Below are 18,696 nucleotides of genomic sequence, written 5' to 3' on the forward strand. Positions count from 1 at the left end.
TTTTGCAGTCAGGTAAATACCTCGACCGCGCCCGAGGCGACCGATAGATTAGCACCATGACACAAGATGCCACGACACCCTCGGAAAATACAGCAGCTGCCACTAACAAGTCGCTTTCTCGCGACCAGGCGCGGGCCTTAACAGAACAACAGTGGCGTGAGCGCTTGAGCCCAGAGGCATATCACGTACTACGTCAAGCCGGTACGGAGCGCCCATACACCGGCGAATACTGGGACGCTACAGAGGTTGGCACGTACTCGTGCCGGGCCTGTGGCGAGGAGCTGTTTACGTCATCGACAAAATTTGATGCACGCTGTGGCTGGCCATCGTTCTATGCTCCAACTGATAACGAGCGGATTACCTATATTGAAGACCGTTCCATGGGGATGACCAGGGTTGAAGTTCGGTGCAGCAACTGCGATTCTCACCTGGGTCACGTTTTTGCGGGCGAAGGCTTCGACACCCCCACAGATCTTCGGTATTGCATCAACTCCTTGAGCTTAGATTTGACAAATACCACAGAATAATTTCTAGAGCGAATATACTCGGCGCGCCGCCGCTAAATCCTTCAAGTGGGGGTTTAACCTAGAATTGTGAATCCCCAACAAGCTCAGGCGCACAGTTTAAACTCCGCGCCGCAGACCTTCCGGGTCGCGCTCGACCAACTGCGGCAGGCCGATACGCGTAGCGAAGTAGAGCTCGATGAGGTGCCAGCACCAGCACAGCTGGCACCCTACGCGGTCGCGATGTCTGCAGACGTCGCGGGCCAACACGGTGAAGCGCTGGCCGTGGGCCGATTCATCCTCTTATACAACCCACAATATTCGCCAGTGTGGGACGGAAACTTTCGAATCATTACCTACATTCGCACCAGTCTCGAATCCGATGTGGGTGAAGATCCGCTCGTCTCGGAAGTAGCGTGGACATGGATGGTCGAAGCCCTCGATGAAGCAGCAGCCACGTACCGTCAACCTGGCGGGACAGCCAGCCGAGTGCTGTCACAAAGTTTTGGGATGATAGACCAGCAACTCGAGACTATAGACTTAGAACTACGAGCCTCGTGGACTCCTGCCGGCGACCACCTAGATAGACACCTCACTGCGTGGAGCGATATGGTGTGCACGTTCGCTGGTTTACCACCGACCACGGATGGTGTCATCCCCTTGAATCACATACGAAGGAAATAACGATTTCTAGCGCCCGTCTCGCCGCAGATGATTCGGAAGAATCACGCGGTGCTATACCTGCACCTCAGACGCCGGACAACGAGCAGGAACCGGTCCTTGTCCAGGCACCTGCAGGCGGGATCCCCCCAGTCATCGACACCGAAGCACAATTACGTCACGCTGCTGAGAAGCTCCGCCAAGGCTCAGGCCCTGTGGCCGTCGATACTGAACGCGCCAGCGGGTACCGCTATGGTCAACGGGCTTTCCTTATTCAGCTTAAACGCGACTCTGAAACCATCTGGCTCATCGATTCCGAGGCCTTGGAAGACCTGCAGCCAATTCAAGAGGCGCTTGCGGGTGTGGAGTGGATCCTGCACGCAGCGATCCAAGATCTGCCCTCGCTGCATCAGGCTGGTTTATGGCCCGACCAATTATTCGATACCGAGCTTGCCGGACGTTTATTGGGATATCCTCGGGTGAGCCTATCCGCACTGCTGGAACGCAAGCTCAACATCACGCTGGCAAAAGAGCACTCGGCGGCAGATTGGTCTGTCCGTCCGCTGACGGAAGCCATGCGCAACTATGCTGCATTGGACGTGGAATTCTTACACGAGCTCCGGGACGCAATGATTCGGGAGCTCGAAGATGAGCATAAGCTCGAGATCGCCTATGAAGAATTCGATTCGCTGCTAGCCCGGCCCAATAAACCACCCAGGAAAGATCCCTGGCGGAAAACCTCGGGCATCCATGAAATTAACGACCGCAAAACCTTAGCGATCGTCCGCTCCCTGTGGACCACTCGCGAAAAGCTTGCCAAATCTCGAGATTTGCCCCCGGGAAAGTTACTCAACGACCGCACATTAATTGCGGTGGCCAAGGCAAAACCACGAACCGTTCCACAGCTGATGCAAATCCCACGCATGCGCCGCAAGGCCGCTGCACGAGACGCTCGCCGATGGCTCCAAGCTATCCAAGATGGCATCAAGGTAGCCCAAGACCCCGACAAAGTGCCACCCATGCGCGTGGCCTCTCAAGCCCCGCCCGCGGTTAAGGCTTGGCGCGAAAAAGACCCCTTAGCGGCCCGGCGATTGCAGACTTCCCGGAAACGCTTGGCTCGTTTGGCTGAGGAGCAGAGCATACCGTTGGAAAACCTGTTACTACCAGAAACTCTGCGGGAGTTATGTTGGCGACCTCCTGAACCCATCACGCCCGGCTCAGTAGAACGACGGCTCCGAGATCTCGGAGCCAGGCCCTGGCAAATCCAGGCCACGTCTGCCATCATCACGGTGGCGCTCTTAGATCCAGATCCGCTCGAAAGTTAGCTAAGCTGCGGCTGTTAGCAGAGAGTGTATGAGACCAAAGGAGACACGGTATGAGCTGCTGTCAACATCGACCGTCACGTCGAACATTCCTAGCCGCCGGTGGCTTCGCTACGGCTGCGGCCACGCTGGCCGCATGTGCCTCTGAACCTGAGCGCGAAGACTTTTCCGGCGGTGAGATGACCCCGGCCCTTGCCATAGAGGACCTGCCGGTGGGCGAATCGGTGCAAATGGCAGTGGGCGCGAATCAGATGCTCATTTATCGTGAAGACGAGCAAGTGGTTCACGCCTATTCGGCCGTGTGTACTCATGAGGGTTGTATTGTCGGCGTCGGTGAGAATGAGCCATCAGAGCCTTTTGTATGCCCGTGTCACGCCTCAAATTATGACAAGCTCAGTGGCGAGCCCGTCGCAGGTCCAGCACCTTTACCGTTGACTCGTCACGAGGCGAAGATCACCGATGGTTGGATCCACGTTGAAGTGGACCCCGCCACGTAGTTGTTCTCAGTTACCGGGGGACTCGTACTTTCCGCGACTGGGCCGCGGTCGGCCCATGCGAGGGGCGTTGATGGCGCGCGTGGCTGGATCCCATGTCGGCTCGGCTGCTTTTCGGCGCGGGTAGTAGCCTTTGATCCACCATAACCACGCCAGGGACCCGATTCCCGGCAAAATTACTATCGCCAACATCCACCAGAGACGTTGTCTTGGATGCAGAGGGGCTGCGCTGAGGCTCAGCAGCGACCACAGCATAAATATTGCTAGGCCGATAAAGCCGGCCGATACGAGGAATTCGACGCTGTTGATGTGAAGCTCTTTCCCGTGGTGAAAGTTTAGAACAGGGCAATCTTATCAACCGGTGGGAAGATCTCATCCAGCTGGGCCAAATCTTCCTCGGTTAGAGTACGATCAAGGGCTTGGGCGTTCTGTTGTACTTGCTCGACACGCGTCGCGCCGGCGATGACCGATGCCACTGGGTGTTGGGCTGCCAGCCAGCCAAAGGCTACCTCAACTTCGGTCATCCCGCGCTCCGCGGCAAAAGCAGAATACCGGTCGAGTTGGTGCCAGTCGGCGTTGGCGACCATGTGCTGCCGAACATATGACAGTCTGGAACCTGCTGGCCCTCCCTCGGGATGGTATTTCCCGGTCAGGAGCCCGTTATTTAGTGGGAAGTAAGGAAAAACTCCCAGCTTGAGAGCCGCAGCGGCGGGCAGGACCTCTAGTTCAGCGCGACGATCCATCAGATTGTAGTGGTTCTGGGCGGAGATGAAACGTTCGGTACCCAGTTCCTTGGCCACATATTCAGCCTGCGCGATCTGCCAGCCGGAGAAATTTGAATGCCCGATATAGCGAACTTTCCCGTCACGAACCAGCTGATCCAGCGCAGCCAACGTCTCGTCGATGGGCGTGTCAGGATCAGGGGAATGGTACTGCAGGAGATCAAGATACTTAGTACCTAGCCGCCGTAGAGATGCCTCAACCGCTGTCATGATATACCGACGTGAGCCACGTGCACCAAAGTCCGGGCCATTGGCTCCCTTCATGTCGAGCCCAAATTTGGTGCCGATGATCACCTGTTCGCGGACCGACCGTAAGGCTTGGCCAAGGTATTGTTCCGATAGTCCTGGGGTCTTCCCATAGGTATCTGCGGTGTCAAAGAAGGTGATCCCGGCATCGACGGCCGCTTTGACGACTCGGACTGCTTCGTCACGATCTTCGGTCGCAGAGTTGGGGCGCCCGAGGTTATTACAGCCAAATCCGATGGCCGAGACCACCAGACCCGACGAACCCACACGACGGTAGTGCACTGCTAGTCCCTTTCAATCTTCATTCGGTCGGCACGAAAATCGGTCTTTTTAAGCGCTTCGGTAGCGTATTTCGCTGCCTTGGTGCGATGCACTGTGCTGATCTGGTACACAAACGCGCTCCGATCAGGGTTTTCAGCCCAGTTCTCGATGTCGCCAAGACCGCGCCAGGCCAACAGGGCGACGTACTCGCGAGCAAATTTCTCGGCATTGGCTTGCTCGGCCTGATTCGGGGTGGTGCCTTTATACCGAATAACAACAGTAAAGACTTCCGTGCCGAGATCCTCGACATCAACAAAGTTGTCGGCGGCATTCTGTTCGGCAAAGGAAGCCAATAGAAGGTCGGCCTCCGTGCTGTCTGCCACGTTTTCGACGCTTGTGATGCCTGACTCCCCTACTTTGCCATGGTGGAGTACGAACTCCTTGGTGTCCTCTTCCCACCACGCTTCGCGATAGTGGGTTGGCCGCTTCTGGTCCTCGGGGGTGTAATACATCCGCAGTATGGTCATTGGTGTCCTTCGTCTTGGGCCAAGCTCTCAACGCAAAGCTCCTACCTGCTGGAGATCTTGGCACTTGTATAAGAAATACTAATGGCCCGGAACCGTTGTGGTTACCGGGCCATCAGATGGTTAGCGCCTATATGGCGTTATGTCAGCTGGCGACTAGTTGTTTTTGTCAGCCATCTGACGCAGCACGTACTGCAGGATGCCACCGTTGCGGTAGTAATCTGCTTCACCAGGAGTGTCGATTCGCACAGTGGCGTCGAATTCCACCTTGGCACCGTCATCCTTGGTTGCCGTGACGTGTACGGTTTTCGGTGTGGAACCGTGGTTCATCTCGCTGATGCCGGAGATGTCGAAGGTTTCCGTACCGTCCAAGCCCAGCGAGTCGGCAGATTCACCGGTTGGGAATTCAAGCGGTAGCACGCCCATACCGATCAAGTTGGAGCGGTGAATACGCTCAAATGATTCGGTGATCACGGCCTTGACGCCGAGCAGAGCGGTGCCCTTGGCAGCCCAGTCGCGTGAGGAGCCGGAACCGTATTCCTTGCCACCGAGCACGACGAGCGGTGTGCCAGCTTCTTTGTAGTTCATCGCTGCATCGTAGACGTAGGACTGTGGTCCACCCTCTTGGGTGAAGTCACGAGTGAAGCCGCCCTCGACACCATCCAGCATCTGGTTTCGGATGCGAATGTTCGCGAACGTACCGCGGATCATGACCTCGTGGTTGCCACGGCGTGAGCCGTAGGAGTTGAAGTCCTTGCGCTCTACACCGTGTTCCAGCAGGTAGCGGCCTGCAGGAGTATCCGACTTGAACGCACCGGCGGGCGAAATGTGGTCGGTGGTGACGGAATCGCCCAGTTTCAACAGAACCCGTGCGCCAGTGACGTCTTCAACAGGCTCAGGGTTCAAGGTCATGCCCTCGAAGTATGGCGGTTTCCGCACGTAGGTGGATTGTGGATCCCACGCGAAGGTGCTGCCTTCTGGGGTGTCCAGGCTCTGCCAGCGGTGGTCGCCATCGAAGATTGTCGAGTATTCTTCGGTGAACATGTCGGTGTCGATCGATTCGCCGATGATTTCCTCGACCTCGGTTGGGTCTGGCCAGATGTCTGCTAGGAAGACATCGTTCCCTTCAGAGTCTTGTCCAAGAGGTTCGTTTTCGAAGTCGAAGTCCATCGTGCCGGCCAGCGCGTAAGCGACAACTAGCGGTGGCGAAGCCAAGTAGTTCATCTTGACGTCTGGGTTGATACGACCTTCGAAGTTACGGTTACCCGACAGGACGGAGGTTACGGCAAGATCGTGTTCGTTAACCGTCTTGGAAATTTCGGGATCCAGCGGACCGGAGTTACCAATACAAGTGGTGCAACCATAACCGACGATGGAGAAACCGAGTTCTTCCAGGTCAGGGATCAGGCCGGACTTCTCGTAGTACTCAGTGACCACGCGTGACCCCGGAGCGACGGAGGTCTTGACCCATGGTTTTGAGGTCAGACCCTTGCTCACAGCGTTGCGCGCCAGCACTGCCGCAGCCATCATTACTGATGGGTTGGAGGTGTTGGTGCACGAAGTGATCGAAGCGATCGCGACTTTACCGTGATCCAGTTCGAACTCGCGACCGTCGCTCAGGGTAACTTCAGCGGTCCGAGATGGACGGCCTACGCCGGCTTCATCAGTGTCGGCGTAATCGTGGATGTCTTTGCGGAACTGATCCTTGGAATCATCGAGAATGATGCGGTCCTGTGGACGGCGTGGACCCGAGATCGACGGCACAACGGTGGACAGATCCAGTTCCATGTATTCGGAGAACTCGATGTCCTTCGATGGATCGTGCCACAAGCCCTGTTCCTTGCTGTATGCCTCGACCAGGCGGATGTTCTCTTCGGGACGGCCGGTCAGACGCAGGTAGTCCAAGGTGACCTGATCGATTGGGAACATCGCTGCGGTCGAACCGAACTCAGGCGACATGTTACCGATGGTCGCGCGGTTAGCCAGTGGTACCGAGCCGACACCTTCGCCGTAGAATTCAACGAACTTGCCTACCACGCCGTGTTCACGCAGCATTTCAGTAATGGTGAGCACCACGTCAGTAGCGGTGGCACCAGCTGGAATTTCACCGGTCAGCTTGAATCCGACGACCCGTGGTACCAGCATTGATACTGGCTGGCCAAGCATGGCTGCTTCGGCCTCGATACCGCCAACGCCCCAGCCGAGGACACCCAGGCCGTTGACCATGGTGGTGTGGGAGTCGGTACCAACACACGTGTCTGGGTAGGCGCGCAGCACGCCGTCTACTTCACGAGTCATGACGGTGCGTGCTAGGTATTCGATGTTGACCTGGTGGACGATACCCATGCCAGGAGGTACGACTTTGAAGTCATCAAATGCGGTCTGTCCCCAGCGCAGGAATTGGTAACGTTCACCGTTGCGCTGGTATTCAATTTCAACGTTACGCTCGACAGCATCGGGGGTACCAAAGTGGTCGATTTGCACCGAGTGGTCAATAACCAGTTCTGCCGGTGAGAGCGGGTTGACCTGTTCTGGGTTACCACCAAGATCAACGATGGCCTCACGCATAGTTGCTAGGTCAACGACACACGGTACACCGGTAAAGTCCTGCATCAGCACCCGGGCCGGCGTGAATTGAATTTCGGTGCTTGGCTGGGCTGATGGGTCCCAGTTGGCCAGAGACTCAATCTGCTCTTTCGTGATGTTTTTACCATCTTCGGTGCGCAGCAGGTTCTCAAGCAAGATTTTTAGCGAGTACGGAAGTTTTTCAGAACCTTCAACTTTATCTAGCCGAAAGATCTCATACTCAGCACCATCGACGTTCAATACGTCTTTGGAACCGAAGCTATCAACTGTAGTCACAGTGGACTCCTCTTTTCCCGCCCGCTTCGGGGCGTTTCCATTGTCCTGTGTAAGCTGTGTCGCTCAACGCATGCAGGTGACACGTCAGGGCACGGCCGGTGCGAACCGCCCAGCCCAGTGAGTGCATACGTGGGCGGTGTGGCTTTTATTCTAACGCGAGTCAGTCTTGCTCGCGTGTTTGTCTCAATGAGGTTGACGGCCGAAATGTGGTGACCGTCTCCATGTGGTATGTGTCAGGGAACAGATCGTAGATGGTTGATTGCTCAATCTCCCAGCCGTGTTCCACCAACCATTTCGTATCCCGAGCAAGGGAGGCGGGGTCACATGAAACATACACAATTTTCTCTGCGGCCAACTGATGGATTCTGGTGATTGTCGCTCGACCGGCTCCTGCGCGCGGCGGGTCAAGCACCACCGCATCGACTGGGCGGTCATCGAGTCCACCCTGCTCAATGGGGGCGTCTGGGCGCTGCAACCAGGAACCGATGATTCTATCTGTCAGGCCGTTGATCACATAAGCATGCTTATGTTCCCGTAAATTCTTACGGGCGTCTCGAGAGGCACCCGGAGACGCCTCAACCGACAACACTGCACCTTGGTCACCGACGGCATCGGCGATAAATTTCGAAAACAGGCCAGCCCCGGCGTAGAGATCAGCAATGACCTGACCGGGTGCCAGCTGGAGTTCTTGCATCACAGCATTAACAAGGGTTGCTGGTGCATCGCGGTGAACCTGCCAGAACCCGTCGCCAGAGATGCGGAAGGTGTGGGTACCGTAGCGTTCGGTCTCGACCACTTCGCGCAACCACGTGCGACCACGGAGTCGGATCATTTCCAATGGGCCAAATTGTTTGGTGCGCAAACCTACAACCACGGAAACTTTCGACGGTAAGTGGATCATGCGCTTGCGCCACTGGGCAATGTGGTGTTCAAGCTGTTTTTTATTTGCCGCCACCGAGTCTAGTGGGAAGATCACCACAAGGACTTCCTCGCCGTGGGAGGGTGTTGCTACCTCGACACGTCCGGCTCCAGTGAAATCAATGTCCCAGAGCTGTAAAGCATCCAACTGACGAACCCCCAGAGGAATGTTTCGCACCGGCACGACCGTAGCCGAGCGGTGGACATTCATGGCCAGCCGGCCAGTAGCGGTTACAGAGAAGGCGTTTCTCGTGCGCCAGTGCAATCCGGTAGGTTCATCTTCTGCAATACCGACAACCGGCGCTTCGACGTTGAGCTGACCAATCCGTGCCATAGTGTCACGAAATACCTGGGCTTTGAGACGCCGCTGGTGCTCAAGAGTGATGTGACCAAACTCTGCGCCGCCAACTGGAAACCGGCCAGAGGCATGAGCCCGGATGGAGTCTGCGAGTTTCCACTGATGCGAGCGTCGAAATTCTGAGGGTCGGACTACCGAGACGGTGTCAGCGCGCCAGAACCGGGCATCTTCTCCGCCAGCGGTCACCGCAGCGTTAACGATTTCTCCCGGAATGGCATGCCGAACGAACACGACTCTACCGTCGTGGCGTGCGACGCAGTGACCGCCATGAGCCATCGCGCCCACTTCCAACGTGAGGATCTGGCCAGCATCTTTATCATGGGCGGCCAGATGCGCGGCAGTCTGAGAACCTGTGCTTGTCATTGATCGGCCTGCTTCAAAATTGTGTTGTGTGTGGTTTATGGGGTGAACTCGGCAAGCCGAATTTCACGTGCTTTTCATTTAGCGCTGTTCCCTCCACCATAGTATCGGTTTGGCGTGTGTGATGTATCACCGTGAAGGTCGCGGTCATATCTTTGGAGCGACTCCGCTCCCACTTGCAGAATCGTCACTACCACCTGTGTCATCATGTGTCATCTGCTGGTGCGCGGCAGGTCTCGACACAAGCCAACCAAACCACAACACCAATGCATACAGTGGCACACCCATCACGAGCCGAGCGGTACCCAGAGCCACTACATCGTTGGCCCAGTACATAGGCAACTGCACGATGAGCCGAGAAACAAAGACGAGAACCATTAACAAGGTGGCGATCTGATATTTGCGGCGTCGGACGGGGTTCTTCTGCCAAGTGATCCCCTCACCGCGAATCCAGCCATATACGAGGCCCATAATGGGCCACTTGACGGCCATCGACAGGGCGAATGCGGCGCCATATGCGGCGGAAACGTAAAAGCCGATGACGTAATAGCCGCGAGCATCGCCTTGCAGCAGGGCCACCGCAGCTGAGATCGCCACCCCGAACACTCCGGCAAGCGCCTGCGTAAGAGGCTGTCGTTGCACTAATCGCACCAGGCTGGCGATCGCGGCGAGCCCCACAGCGAGGATTGCCGACCAGACTACGTCCGATGTGCTGATAAATGTTACTAAGAAAACCAGCGCTGGAACGGTTGCTTCCGCAATCCCGCGTACTCCCCCGACGGAGGCTAGAAGGTCTAGTTGACCATTCTGAGTGACCGCAGCGCGACCAGCTAGCCGCTGAGCAACATGTTCTATCTGCTCTTGATTCTCAGTGGGCTCGTCTTCGGCCTTGCGCATTGTGGGTCTCAATTCCGGTGTGTCTTCTGCTGCGGGTTTCCTGACGGCTCCTATTGATTAGCGTCTTGTTGTTTCGCTTGTTCGCGCCGGCGGGCTGCTGCTTCACGCATGGCCGCAAGTACATTTTCTGGCGGAGTTAACTCCAGCATTTGGCGTGCTGGAAGTGGGCGGTCCCCTCGGTCGATGACGGTATCTTTCAGGATGTCGTACAGGATCACAGCTTCGTCTTTTTTCAAGGCTGCTTTCCCCATGATCATCGCTCGGATCATCCAGCGAGGACCATCAATCCCAAGAAACCGAGCGGGTCGTTCACCTTGTCGACCATCCGGCAGTTTCGCAGGGATTCGAATCAGTAATTCTTTGCCAAATTCACCGTCTTCGAGCGTGACTTTAGCGCCCTTCGCGTTTCTGTTCTGTTCAAACATCTCTTGGCGGATTTCGTCCCACTGACCGCCAGAACGCGGCGCAGCAAATGCCTGAATTTGTAAGGTCGAGTTTTCATGGACGGCAGAAACGGCGAATACCTTCTGGTTAGCTTGCTCCTGCTCGAGTCGATAAGACACATTCTTGCGCAGCGGTACTTTCACGGCACCCAAGTCCATGTAACCTTTACTAAAGTCTTTCGTGTCGACTTCGGTGATATCAAACGGTCCGTCAGGGCGAGTATCACCTACCGGAGCGTCGTCATCTTCCCGTAGGTGTTCAGGCAACACCACAGTCTCGGCTTGCACATGTCTGTTGCGACCAAAAAGCATCGTAGCGCAATCTCCTTTAAGTTCTTTTGACCGTACCGCAGGTTAGCGACCCGAGACAAAGCCTCCGGTAGACCCGAAGCCAGCATCCCGGCGTGCCGAGTCAGGAAGTTCATCGACCACTGTAAACGTTGCTTGGTACACCGGTTGGATTACGAGTTGAGCAATACGTTCACCGCGTTGCAAGTAAATGGTCTCGGTCGGGTCGAGATTGATCAGGGGGACCTTAATCTCGCCTCGGTATCCTGCATCTATCGTACCTGGAGCATTGACCACGCTCAGCCCCGCCCGGACAGCTAACCCAGATCGTGGGTGAATAAAACCGGCGTACCCGGTGGGTATTGCCATAGCTATCCCGGTGGGGACCAGCTCACGTTGTCCCGGCTTTAATTCCACGTCTTTAGTGGTGGACAAATCAGCACCAGCATCACCTGGCAACGCATACTGTGGTGGAGCGATTCCGTCATCCAGTACTTTAAGCTCGATGCGGAGCTGATGCGGTGATTCGAGATGATCATAGGTCATCGGTGCACCTAGCGCTTTCTTCTGACTACCGGGCATTACCATCGGCTCACATTCTAGCCATCAGGAATGGCTCATTCTGAAATGGCAAGCAATTCAGCCCAAGCTGTAAGCTGGAGGGTATGACAGAAAATGCTGACAAGCGAACTGGGCCGGGCGGCTCCTCAATCATTTACCATGAGACTCTGCGTCCAACATGGTCGATGTGGTTACTGGTGATCATTGCGGCTGTCCTCGGCTGGCTAACGCTAGCACCACTGAGTACAGGTTGGGGCATCGCTTCTGGAATCCTGGTGGCGGCCGTGGCCGTCTTCGCCCTCCTGGCATCCCGAAGTGATATCACCGTCACGTCAACCCATTTGCAAGTCGGCCGCGCCACGATCGAACGGGAGCACGTCGGCGAGGTTACCGGTTATGTGGGAGATGCAGCGTTCCAACAGCGTGGACAGAAGCTTCATGGCTTGGCATATCTGCACCTGCGCAGCTGGATTAAGCCTGTGGTGCGTATTCAGATTGAAGACCGCCAGGATCGTACGCCGTATTGGCTCACCTCAACTGCCCGCCCTGAAGAGCTCGTGGCCGTGCTGGGTGGCACCATGCATGTCGAGGATCAATCGGAAGACCTCCACGAGGAGGACATTCCGCAGTGGCTTATCGATGCCGAGCGTGCTCAATTAGAAGCCGAGCGCGCTGACGAGCAGCAGAAGTAGTGTCGATAGGCTTTTAACACTCAAAGGGGCGACCGTGGTGACACACGGGATCGCCCCTTTGAAGTTCTGAAGCTTAGATACGTCTAGTGCTGTGCACTGAGGCAGTATTAACCTTCGCAGTCAGTGCAGTAGAGCATACCGTCTTCTTCAAGCGCAACCTGAGAGCGGTGGCGCACCAGGAAGCAGGAAGAACAGGTGAACTCATCCGACTGGGCCGGCAAGACGGTGACTTGCAGTTCCTCGTCTGAGAGGTCAGCGCCGGGCAGCTCAAAGCCTTCTGCTGCTTCGGCTTCGTCTTCGTCGACAACAGCAGATTGCGTATCAGTTCTGCGTGCCTGTAGCTCCTCAATCGAGTCCTCGCGAAGCTCTTCGTCGTTCTTGCGGGGGGCGTCGTAGTCCGTAGCCATGAATCTCGCATTCGGTTAGGTTTCACATCAGGTTTTGATGCATTCATTCAGATGGTGCTCTACGTTGTATCACGAAGGAAGACACCTGTGAGCCAGATTCACCCTGGGCGGATTGTGGCTCATGTTTTCGAGGTGATCTAACCTTATTGGAGACGACTTTGCAAATCGAGATCTCAGTGCATTGCACTCGCGGTGAATTTGCCCTCTCAAATGGGCGCCACACCGGGGTACTTCCCTGTTTTCCCGCGGGTTACATGGCAGAGTTCATACAGAAGTAGTATATATTCGGAGGCCTTGCATGGGTTCATCATTTAAGCACGATCCCGCTCGTCGGCTTCGGCTCGTGGGAGTCGCTGACAGCGCGGACGAGCTCGTCCTGTCGAATGGTGATGGTGAAGAGTTTTATTTACCTATCACCGATGCGTTACGCAATGCCGCAACCCGTCCAATTGGTCGCCCTTCGGCCGCGGCTGCCGACGAAGCCGCCAAAGAGCTCTCACCGCGTGAAATCCAGGCCATGTTGCGTGCTGGAGTCACTGTGGACCAACTTGCCGAACGGTTCGACACTGAGCGCGCGAGTCTCGAAGTGTATGCCACACCAATCATTGCCGAACGGGATTGGATTGCGCGTCAGGCACAGGAATTAGAGGTTGCTGCCCCGCAGCTTGGCAATCAGGCCTACGAGGCGGTCTTCGGAGATGAGCCAGCACTGTTAGGTGAGATGGTGAATCACCGGTTGGAAGCGATGGGCCTGGATCCAGACACCGTGGAATGGGACGCATGGCGCGAAGAGAATTCCGATGTGTGGACAGTCTCAGCCAACTTCTCGGTCGAAGGACTGGGAGATTCATCCATCGGTGATCCTCCCCCAGCCTTGTGGAGTTATAAGCAACAATCCAAGCATTTAGAGAATTCGAATCGCTGGGCTCAGGTGCTCAGCGAATTCGGCCCAGCCGACTCTCCTGTGACTTCGACATCCCCGCGGAGTTTTCTTTCCTCGGTAGCGGATGCGCCCTTTGATGTCGAATCTGAAACAGACGGTTCGTCTCGTGTGCCGTACCAGCCCAACGAATCGCACGAAGAGTTGCTAGATGTGCTACACGCTCGCCGTGGTCAACGACTCGGGGTGGATGAAGAGTCTGATGATGAATTAGCTGCGATGATCACTCGTGAAGAAGAGCCAAGTCTCCCCCAACGACCCAAACTTGTGGTTTCAGAAGATACTGAACTCGAGACTGCTGAACAACCCGAGTCGGAAATCGTCAATGTCACGACCGAAGTCGAGGTCGCATGGTCTGATGATGAAGCTGAAGATCCAGCTGACTGGGACGGACGCGAAGTCGTAGCCGGCGAAGTGCAGCCGACTGACTACGATGAGGGCACCGCTCCTGAACCAGCTGCGGATCAGCCGTCAGGACACTCCCCGGCCTATGACGATACTGCAGAATCAGATCCTGATGAGGCCGAGAAAAAATCTGAGCCAAGCCGGTCAAGAAAACGGCCTACGGTCCCGAGCTGGGATGAAATTATTTTCGGGACCCGAAAAGATAAGTAGAACGCCTCGTTGACTTTGTTCGGAGCCTTATTCAGGTGTGCGAATAAGCAACCAGGGGATGCGTACCTCAGCCGGTGTTGGCGCGCCATGATGCCCGACCATGCCGAAACTCTGGGGCGCGGCCCGTCGACTGTCATAAAGCGCAATCGGGGCAAAACCGGCCACTAGGACATCACCGATCCGTGGAAGGACCCTGCCGTTTACGCGACCGAACCATCCGGCTTCCACCGCCTGCTGGCGGGTTACTACCCAAGCTTGATCACCGAATCGTTGCCGCCATGCCTCGAGGGTCTGATCGCGCTGAGACTCAGTGGCCTCCGATGCGAAATGCAGCTGCACCATTCGTGGCTCACCTGCTGTATGAGCGATGTGCCTCACCAATTCTTCCTCATGGCCGAAGTCGATCCGGTCTTCCTGGTGGACAGTGATCATGCCGTGGTCTCCAGTCACAGCAGCTACTGTGCCCTCGGGTAGTTTTCGTACCATCCGACGCGCTTGAGCATCGAGCTCTTCTAGTACTTCCAACCACTCATCAGACCCGGGCCCGTACTGATGGCCCACTTTGTCCAGTTCATTGGCGTATAAGTAGATCAACTTACCGGGGTGCTGCGCTTCGTGTGCTGCTTGAGCGAACCGGGCTGTGAGTGTTTCGTGGCCAATGAAGCGGGGCCCTTGTAGGGCTGCCCGTGTCAGAGCGGACTCTTCAAACGCCGGTAACGAAACCGTGACGGGTTCGATGTCATGGACACCTGCTAAACGCTGCTCGTTGAGCTGCTGGAATATCGTGGGGGCTGGCTGCCATGTTTGGGGATCAGTGCGCTCATCCCAACCTCCGAGCTGATTGATGACGGTGTCCCGGTCCGGATCGTATACGTCGTATCCGACGAGCCCATGTTCACCCGGTGATAAGCCGGTGCCCAGAGATGACAACGCTGCCGCTGTGGTTGAAGGGTAGATCGTGGAGAGCTCGGTTTGAGCCTCGGTCTGTTGCTTCAACGCTTTCCGAAGAAACGGTGCATGGGCTGAATATTGTTCGAGCTGCTCAAGCCCTAAACCATCCACGAGCAGCAAGATCGCTGACCGAGCCCTCGGCAACTGCAACGTGTTGGGTAACGCCGCTCCGAGACTGGCAGCTAGAGATGGCAGAACATGGGTGAGATTACGCTCGGGATTGAATCCGGCCGGCAGTGCCCTCGTCATGATGCGTTATCTAAAATTGCGTCTCGGAGTCTGCGACTGAAAGCCAGTGCCTTATCGACCGCCTGTTGCCCGTCTGCTTTACCGGCAATCCGCAACACCAGGTCTTCAGCGACTCGGGTACCCATGTAGCCATGATCAGCGTCGCAGTCTGGGTCATCACACAAATTTGGAACGAATTCTAATCTGGCACCGCCGGCCCAGCTCAACACGAGCGTGACTTCAGACGGAGGCTGTCCAGGTTGATACTCCTGCGGGTGGTCGTATCCTGTGGTGACCACACACGAGCCAATTTTGGACAGCGGAATGATCTCGGTTGCCACCGATGCCCGCGCAGCGCCTTCGTCGAGCTCATCTTCGAGATCATTGAGGTGTAACGCCGCCAGCACATTGCCTTGAGCAAGAACCAAGACCGTGATGTGACGGTGCAAATCGTCGTAACCGAAGTGCGTTTCAACGTGCACATAGTGGCTCAGAATTTCACGTTCACCCAGCTGCTGGCCCATCACATTGGCCACAAGCTGAGGGTAGAATCCTGCACGCTGGATGTCCTGCGCCAAGTCTGTTGGCAGTACGGGATACGGCATGGGTATGTGTTTCGTCCTCTGGGGGTTATTGCGTCAGTAATGCCCGACGAGCCGAGTCGGTGCGGACTGCGGCATTAGCTATATAGATTTCGGCTTTCAATACAGTGGTAGCACCCGGTGCGGCAAGCAACGGGTTGAACCGTAGTCTGGCGACCTGGGGCAGGTCGTCTTTGAGCTGTGAAACTCTGGCGACCAAGTCTTTCACGCCCTCAACATCCACCGCTGGAATATCGCCGTATCCAAAGAGTTTAGCCGATGCCCGGGGTGTGCGGAGCAGACGGTCTAAGTCTTGGTCGGATAATGGTGGCACCACGTGAACCCAATCGTCTAACAGTTCTACGGCATCACCAGAGATACCAAAGGAGATGACCGGTCCAACGAGTGGATCTTCCACTGCTGCCACGATACATCCTTGACCGGTGGGTGCCATCGCTTGGACTTCAATCGAGGGAGAACCATACGGGGCCAACACCTCCCGCATCGATTCGATGTTGGTACGTAATGCTTGAGGAGTATCAATGTTGAGACGAACTCCCCCAAGATCGAGCCGGTGGCGAAGAACCGTATTGTCGGCTTTTAGTGCCACGGGGTAACCAAACTCTTCGGCGTATTCCAGGGCTTCGTCGATGGTCTGAAATCGCCGTGAGGGCAGGACCGTGATCCCATAGCATGCCAGGAGTTCATCAGTTTGATCGCGCGTGAGTTTGACCAACTCGGTACCAGTGGCGTTCTCGGTCCATTCATCCACCAACTGTTCAGCTTTATACCGGTCAATATCCTCGTACTCAATCGCGATGCCCTGCTCTGCATCACGCCAGGCACGGTACTGTACAAGCTCAGACAGCACGGAGACAGCCTGTTCCATCGATGCAAAGATCGGCAGCCCACGCTGTTGCGGTTCTACCACATCCGGATCAGCGTCAGGCTCTCGCTCGCGCAACTGGCCTTGTCCTGCGATAGCGGTTGGGTTAAAGGTATTTTCCAACACCGCGGTGAAGGAAGCCAACACCGTAATGGAGCTGTCATCGGCCACGTCATTGATTGCTTGCGCCAGGCGTGCCGCGTCACCTTCACGCTGCTGCATGCCTGGTTGCATCACAACAATAATCGCATCGGTTTGACCAGATTGAGTCGCAGTACGGATAGCAGCAGTGAGGGAATCAATGACGTCGTCAATCGAATGCTGATCACCAGGTGTAGGGATATCCTGAACCTCGACGATTTCTAAGCCGGCACTTCGAGCATTTTCCACCGTCAATCGATTGAGCGATGGAGCGTTGCCAAGCACAGTGAGCCGAGGTCCCGCTGGCACCGGTTGGCAGGCTAAGACTTGGAGGATATCCATGAGCGCGGCATAACTGTCGGTTTCGATCGCACCCGATTGACGCAGCATCGACGGCACCGTGCCGTGCGGGGCTTCGGTGGTGCGCGTGGAGTGCCCCGGTGGGATTCGTCGTCCCATCCCGTGGGAGCGCGAAACAACCACGGGTTTCTTTCGGGCGAGGCGGCGCACGATACGCGAAAACTTGCGAGGGTTGCCAAACGACTCGAGATAGAGCCCCACCGCGCTGGTGTTGACGTCGTCTTCCAAATATTGCATCGCATCGTTGCCGGATACGTCGGCCCGGTTTCCTGCGTTAATCATCGACGATATGCCGATACCACGTTGTTGAGCTGCGGTGAACAGCATTGCACCAACAGCAGCCGATTGGGAAAACAATCCGATCGAGCCCCGTTGTGGCAATTGTGGAGACACCGAAGCGTTAAGACTCACCTGCGGATCAGTATTAATAATGCCAGCAGAGGCCGGGCCTATCACCCGCATGCCGTGGCTGCGCGCCACGCGCACCAGACGGCGTTGTTCGGCTAGGCCTTCTTCACCGGTAAATCCATCAGTGACGATCAACAATCCTTTGACCCCGTGCTCTGCACAGTCCTGGACCACGGCGGGAAGCTCCGCATACGGCACCGCGACTACAGCAAGCTCAACCTCCTGAGGCACTTCTGCCAGGGAGGTACGAGAAATCATGCCGGCGATTTCCAGGGCATCTTTATTGATGCCATAAACCGGCCCGGTAAATCCCCCCTCGATGATGTTTTCAAGCAGCGCAAAGCCGACGGAGCCCCATTGACGCGATGCGCCGATCACCGCAATGGATTCTGGGCGGAGTAGTTCAGCGATCGATTGGGCCTCGGCGCGGTGCTCGCGGGCCTCCATCACAGCGCGTACTCGTGCCGTGGGGTCGATGGGAAATTCCACAACGACGACGCCATCTTCAAATGAACGAGATGTTTCGAATCCGGCCGCCTGAAAAACCTTGAGCATTTTGCGGTTTTCGGGCAGTACTTCGGCGGTGAAAGTGCGCAACCCATTTTCCCGGCCCGCTGCCGCGAGGTGTTCTATCAGTATCGATCCCAGACCGCGACCCTGATGCGCGTCAGCAATATTGAAGGCCACCTCGGCTTCGGTTGAATCACCGAGTCGGTCATAACGGCCAATACCCATCAGCTCGTCACCTAACAGCACGACGAAAGCCACGCGATCGACGTAATCGACCACGGTGAAACGCTCGAGCTCTTTGGCTGACAGCTGGGATTTGTACGTGAAGTAGCGAAAGTAGATAGAATCTTGAGATTGACCCTGGTGCATCTGTTGCAATGCGTCGGCATCGTCTGGCGAAACCGGGCGCAGTCGTGCTGTCGCACCATCGCGCAGTAGCACATCGGCTTCCCAGTGAGCCGGATATGGGCGTTTGGTTTTCTGTTCAGCCATATAATC

At 56.2% G+C, this 18,696-nt stretch carries 17 protein-coding genes; 6 read left to right on the forward strand and 11 right to left on the reverse strand.

Annotated features, from left to right (window positions below; genetic code table 11):
• Positions 1-56: 56 nt before the first annotated feature.
• The 4 genes from msrB (at position 57) to J2S62_RS07575 (ending at position 2,982) form a co-directional block, all read left to right on the forward strand.
• Positions 57-527, forward strand: a complete 471-nt coding sequence (gene msrB, locus J2S62_RS07560; RefSeq protein WP_310173216.1) for a peptide-methionine (R)-S-oxide reductase MsrB — start codon at positions 57-59, stop codon at positions 525-527.
• 66 nt (positions 528-593) lie between these two features.
• Complete coding sequence (locus tag J2S62_RS07565; protein WP_310173219.1) at positions 594-1,187, forward strand: DUF3000 domain-containing protein; 594 nt, start codon at positions 594-596, stop codon at positions 1,185-1,187.
• A gap of 53 nt (positions 1,188-1,240) precedes the next feature.
• A complete protein-coding gene (locus J2S62_RS07570; protein WP_310175794.1) occupies positions 1,241-2,488 on the forward strand; it encodes an HRDC domain-containing protein in 1,248 nt (415 codons plus the stop codon).
• A 50-nt stretch (positions 2,489-2,538) separates the two neighbouring features.
• Entirely contained in the window at positions 2,539-2,982 is a 444-nt protein-coding gene (locus J2S62_RS07575; protein WP_310173223.1) for a QcrA and Rieske domain-containing protein, read from the forward strand.
• Positions 2,983-3,314: 332 nt separating this feature from the next.
• Here the strand turns inward: J2S62_RS07575 and J2S62_RS07580 are convergent, their stop codons facing one another.
• From J2S62_RS07580 to dut, 7 genes are all read right to left on the reverse strand, one after another.
• On the reverse strand, positions 3,315-4,289 hold the full coding sequence (locus J2S62_RS07580) for an aldo/keto reductase (RefSeq protein ID WP_310173226.1): 975 nt from the start codon (positions 4,287-4,289) through the stop codon (positions 3,315-3,317).
• A 2-nt stretch (positions 4,290-4,291) separates the two neighbouring features.
• Positions 4,292-4,795, reverse strand: a complete 504-nt coding sequence (locus J2S62_RS07585; protein WP_310173228.1) for a hypothetical protein — start codon at positions 4,793-4,795, stop codon at positions 4,292-4,294.
• A 153-nt stretch (positions 4,796-4,948) separates the two neighbouring features.
• A complete protein-coding gene (gene acnA / locus J2S62_RS07590; RefSeq protein ID WP_310173230.1) occupies positions 4,949-7,654 on the reverse strand; it encodes an aconitate hydratase AcnA in 2,706 nt (901 codons plus the stop codon).
• A 160-nt stretch (positions 7,655-7,814) separates the two neighbouring features.
• On the reverse strand, positions 7,815-9,293 hold the full coding sequence (locus J2S62_RS07595; protein WP_310173233.1) for a class I SAM-dependent RNA methyltransferase: 1,479 nt from the start codon (positions 9,291-9,293) through the stop codon (positions 7,815-7,817).
• A 144-nt stretch (positions 9,294-9,437) separates the two neighbouring features.
• The gene (locus tag J2S62_RS07600; RefSeq protein WP_310173235.1) at positions 9,438-10,187 is read right to left on the reverse strand and encodes a DUF3159 domain-containing protein; all 750 of its coding nucleotides are present in this window, start codon (positions 10,185-10,187) and stop codon (positions 9,438-9,440) included.
• Positions 10,188-10,237: 50 nt separating this feature from the next.
• A complete protein-coding gene (locus J2S62_RS07605) occupies positions 10,238-10,942 on the reverse strand; it encodes a DUF3710 domain-containing protein (RefSeq protein ID WP_310173238.1) in 705 nt (234 codons plus the stop codon).
• A gap of 42 nt (positions 10,943-10,984) precedes the next feature.
• The gene (dut, locus tag J2S62_RS07610; RefSeq protein ID WP_310173240.1) at positions 10,985-11,464 is read right to left on the reverse strand and encodes a dUTP diphosphatase; all 480 of its coding nucleotides are present in this window, start codon (positions 11,462-11,464) and stop codon (positions 10,985-10,987) included.
• A gap of 119 nt (positions 11,465-11,583) precedes the next feature.
• Between dut and J2S62_RS07615 the strand changes: the two genes are divergently transcribed.
• Positions 11,584-12,171: a DUF3093 domain-containing protein gene (locus J2S62_RS07615; protein WP_310173242.1), complete on the forward strand. Its 588-nt coding sequence runs from the start codon at positions 11,584-11,586 to the stop codon at positions 12,169-12,171.
• Between the two features lie 107 nt (positions 12,172-12,278).
• Here the strand turns inward: J2S62_RS07615 and J2S62_RS07620 are convergent, their stop codons facing one another.
• On the reverse strand, positions 12,279-12,578 hold the full coding sequence (locus J2S62_RS07620) for a DUF4193 domain-containing protein (protein WP_310173244.1): 300 nt from the start codon (positions 12,576-12,578) through the stop codon (positions 12,279-12,281).
• A 298-nt stretch (positions 12,579-12,876) separates the two neighbouring features.
• Between J2S62_RS07620 and sepH the strand changes: the two genes are divergently transcribed.
• A complete protein-coding gene (gene sepH, locus J2S62_RS07625; protein ID WP_310173246.1) occupies positions 12,877-14,133 on the forward strand; it encodes a septation protein SepH in 1,257 nt (418 codons plus the stop codon).
• Positions 14,134-14,160: 27 nt separating this feature from the next.
• Here sepH and J2S62_RS07630 read toward each other — a convergent pair whose 3' ends face one another.
• Genes J2S62_RS07630 through J2S62_RS07640 form a run of 3 tightly spaced genes read right to left on the reverse strand, consistent with a single transcriptional unit; the run spans position 14,161 to position 18,690 of the window.
• Complete coding sequence (locus J2S62_RS07630; RefSeq protein ID WP_310173250.1) at positions 14,161-15,333, reverse strand: alkaline phosphatase family protein; 1,173 nt, start codon at positions 15,331-15,333, stop codon at positions 14,161-14,163.
• The gene (locus tag J2S62_RS07635) at positions 15,330-15,917 is read right to left on the reverse strand and encodes a DUF5998 family protein (protein ID WP_310173253.1); all 588 of its coding nucleotides are present in this window, start codon (positions 15,915-15,917) and stop codon (positions 15,330-15,332) included. Before J2S62_RS07635 ends, J2S62_RS07630 begins: the two co-directional genes overlap by 4 nt.
• Positions 15,918-15,942: 25 nt before the next feature.
• A complete protein-coding gene (locus J2S62_RS07640) occupies positions 15,943-18,690 on the reverse strand; it encodes a bifunctional acetate--CoA ligase family protein/GNAT family N-acetyltransferase (RefSeq protein WP_310173254.1) in 2,748 nt (915 codons plus the stop codon).
• Positions 18,691-18,696: the final 6 nt, after the last annotated feature.

The organism is Enteractinococcus fodinae, assembly GCF_031458395.1.
Classification (GTDB): domain Bacteria; phylum Actinomycetota; class Actinomycetes; order Actinomycetales; family Micrococcaceae; genus Yaniella; species Yaniella fodinae.

Excerpts from the sequence above, each read along its gene's own strand:
- msrB (WP_310173216.1), top strand. The coding sequence starts at position 57 with ATGACACAAGATGCCACGACACCCTCGGAAAATACAGCAGCTGCCACT.
- J2S62_RS07575 (WP_310173223.1), top strand. The coding sequence starts at position 2,539 with ATGAGCTGCTGTCAACATCGACCGTCACGTCGAACATTCCTAGCCGCC.
- J2S62_RS07585 (WP_310173228.1), bottom strand. The coding sequence starts at position 4,795 with ATGACCATACTGCGGATGTATTACACCCCCGAGGACCAGAAGCGGCCA.
- J2S62_RS07595 (WP_310173233.1), bottom strand. The coding sequence starts at position 9,293 with ATGACAAGCACAGGTTCTCAGACTGCCGCGCATCTGGCCGCCCATGAT.
- J2S62_RS07600 (WP_310173235.1), bottom strand. The coding sequence starts at position 10,187 with ATGCGCAAGGCCGAAGACGAGCCCACTGAGAATCAAGAGCAGATAGAA.
- J2S62_RS07605 (WP_310173238.1), bottom strand. The coding sequence starts at position 10,942 with ATGCTTTTTGGTCGCAACAGACATGTGCAAGCCGAGACTGTGGTGTTG.
- dut (WP_310173240.1), bottom strand. The coding sequence starts at position 11,464 with ATGACCTATGATCATCTCGAATCACCGCATCAGCTCCGCATCGAGCTT.
- J2S62_RS07615 (WP_310173242.1), top strand. The coding sequence starts at position 11,584 with ATGACAGAAAATGCTGACAAGCGAACTGGGCCGGGCGGCTCCTCAATC.
- J2S62_RS07620 (WP_310173244.1), bottom strand. The coding sequence starts at position 12,578 with ATGGCTACGGACTACGACGCCCCCCGCAAGAACGACGAAGAGCTTCGC.
- sepH (WP_310173246.1), top strand. The coding sequence starts at position 12,877 with ATGGGTTCATCATTTAAGCACGATCCCGCTCGTCGGCTTCGGCTCGTG.
- J2S62_RS07630 (WP_310173250.1), bottom strand. The coding sequence starts at position 15,333 with ATGACGAGGGCACTGCCGGCCGGATTCAATCCCGAGCGTAATCTCACC.
- J2S62_RS07635 (WP_310173253.1), bottom strand. The coding sequence starts at position 15,917 with ATGCCGTATCCCGTACTGCCAACAGACTTGGCGCAGGACATCCAGCGT.
- J2S62_RS07640 (WP_310173254.1), bottom strand. The coding sequence starts at position 18,690 with ATGGCTGAACAGAAAACCAAACGCCCATATCCGGCTCACTGGGAAGCC.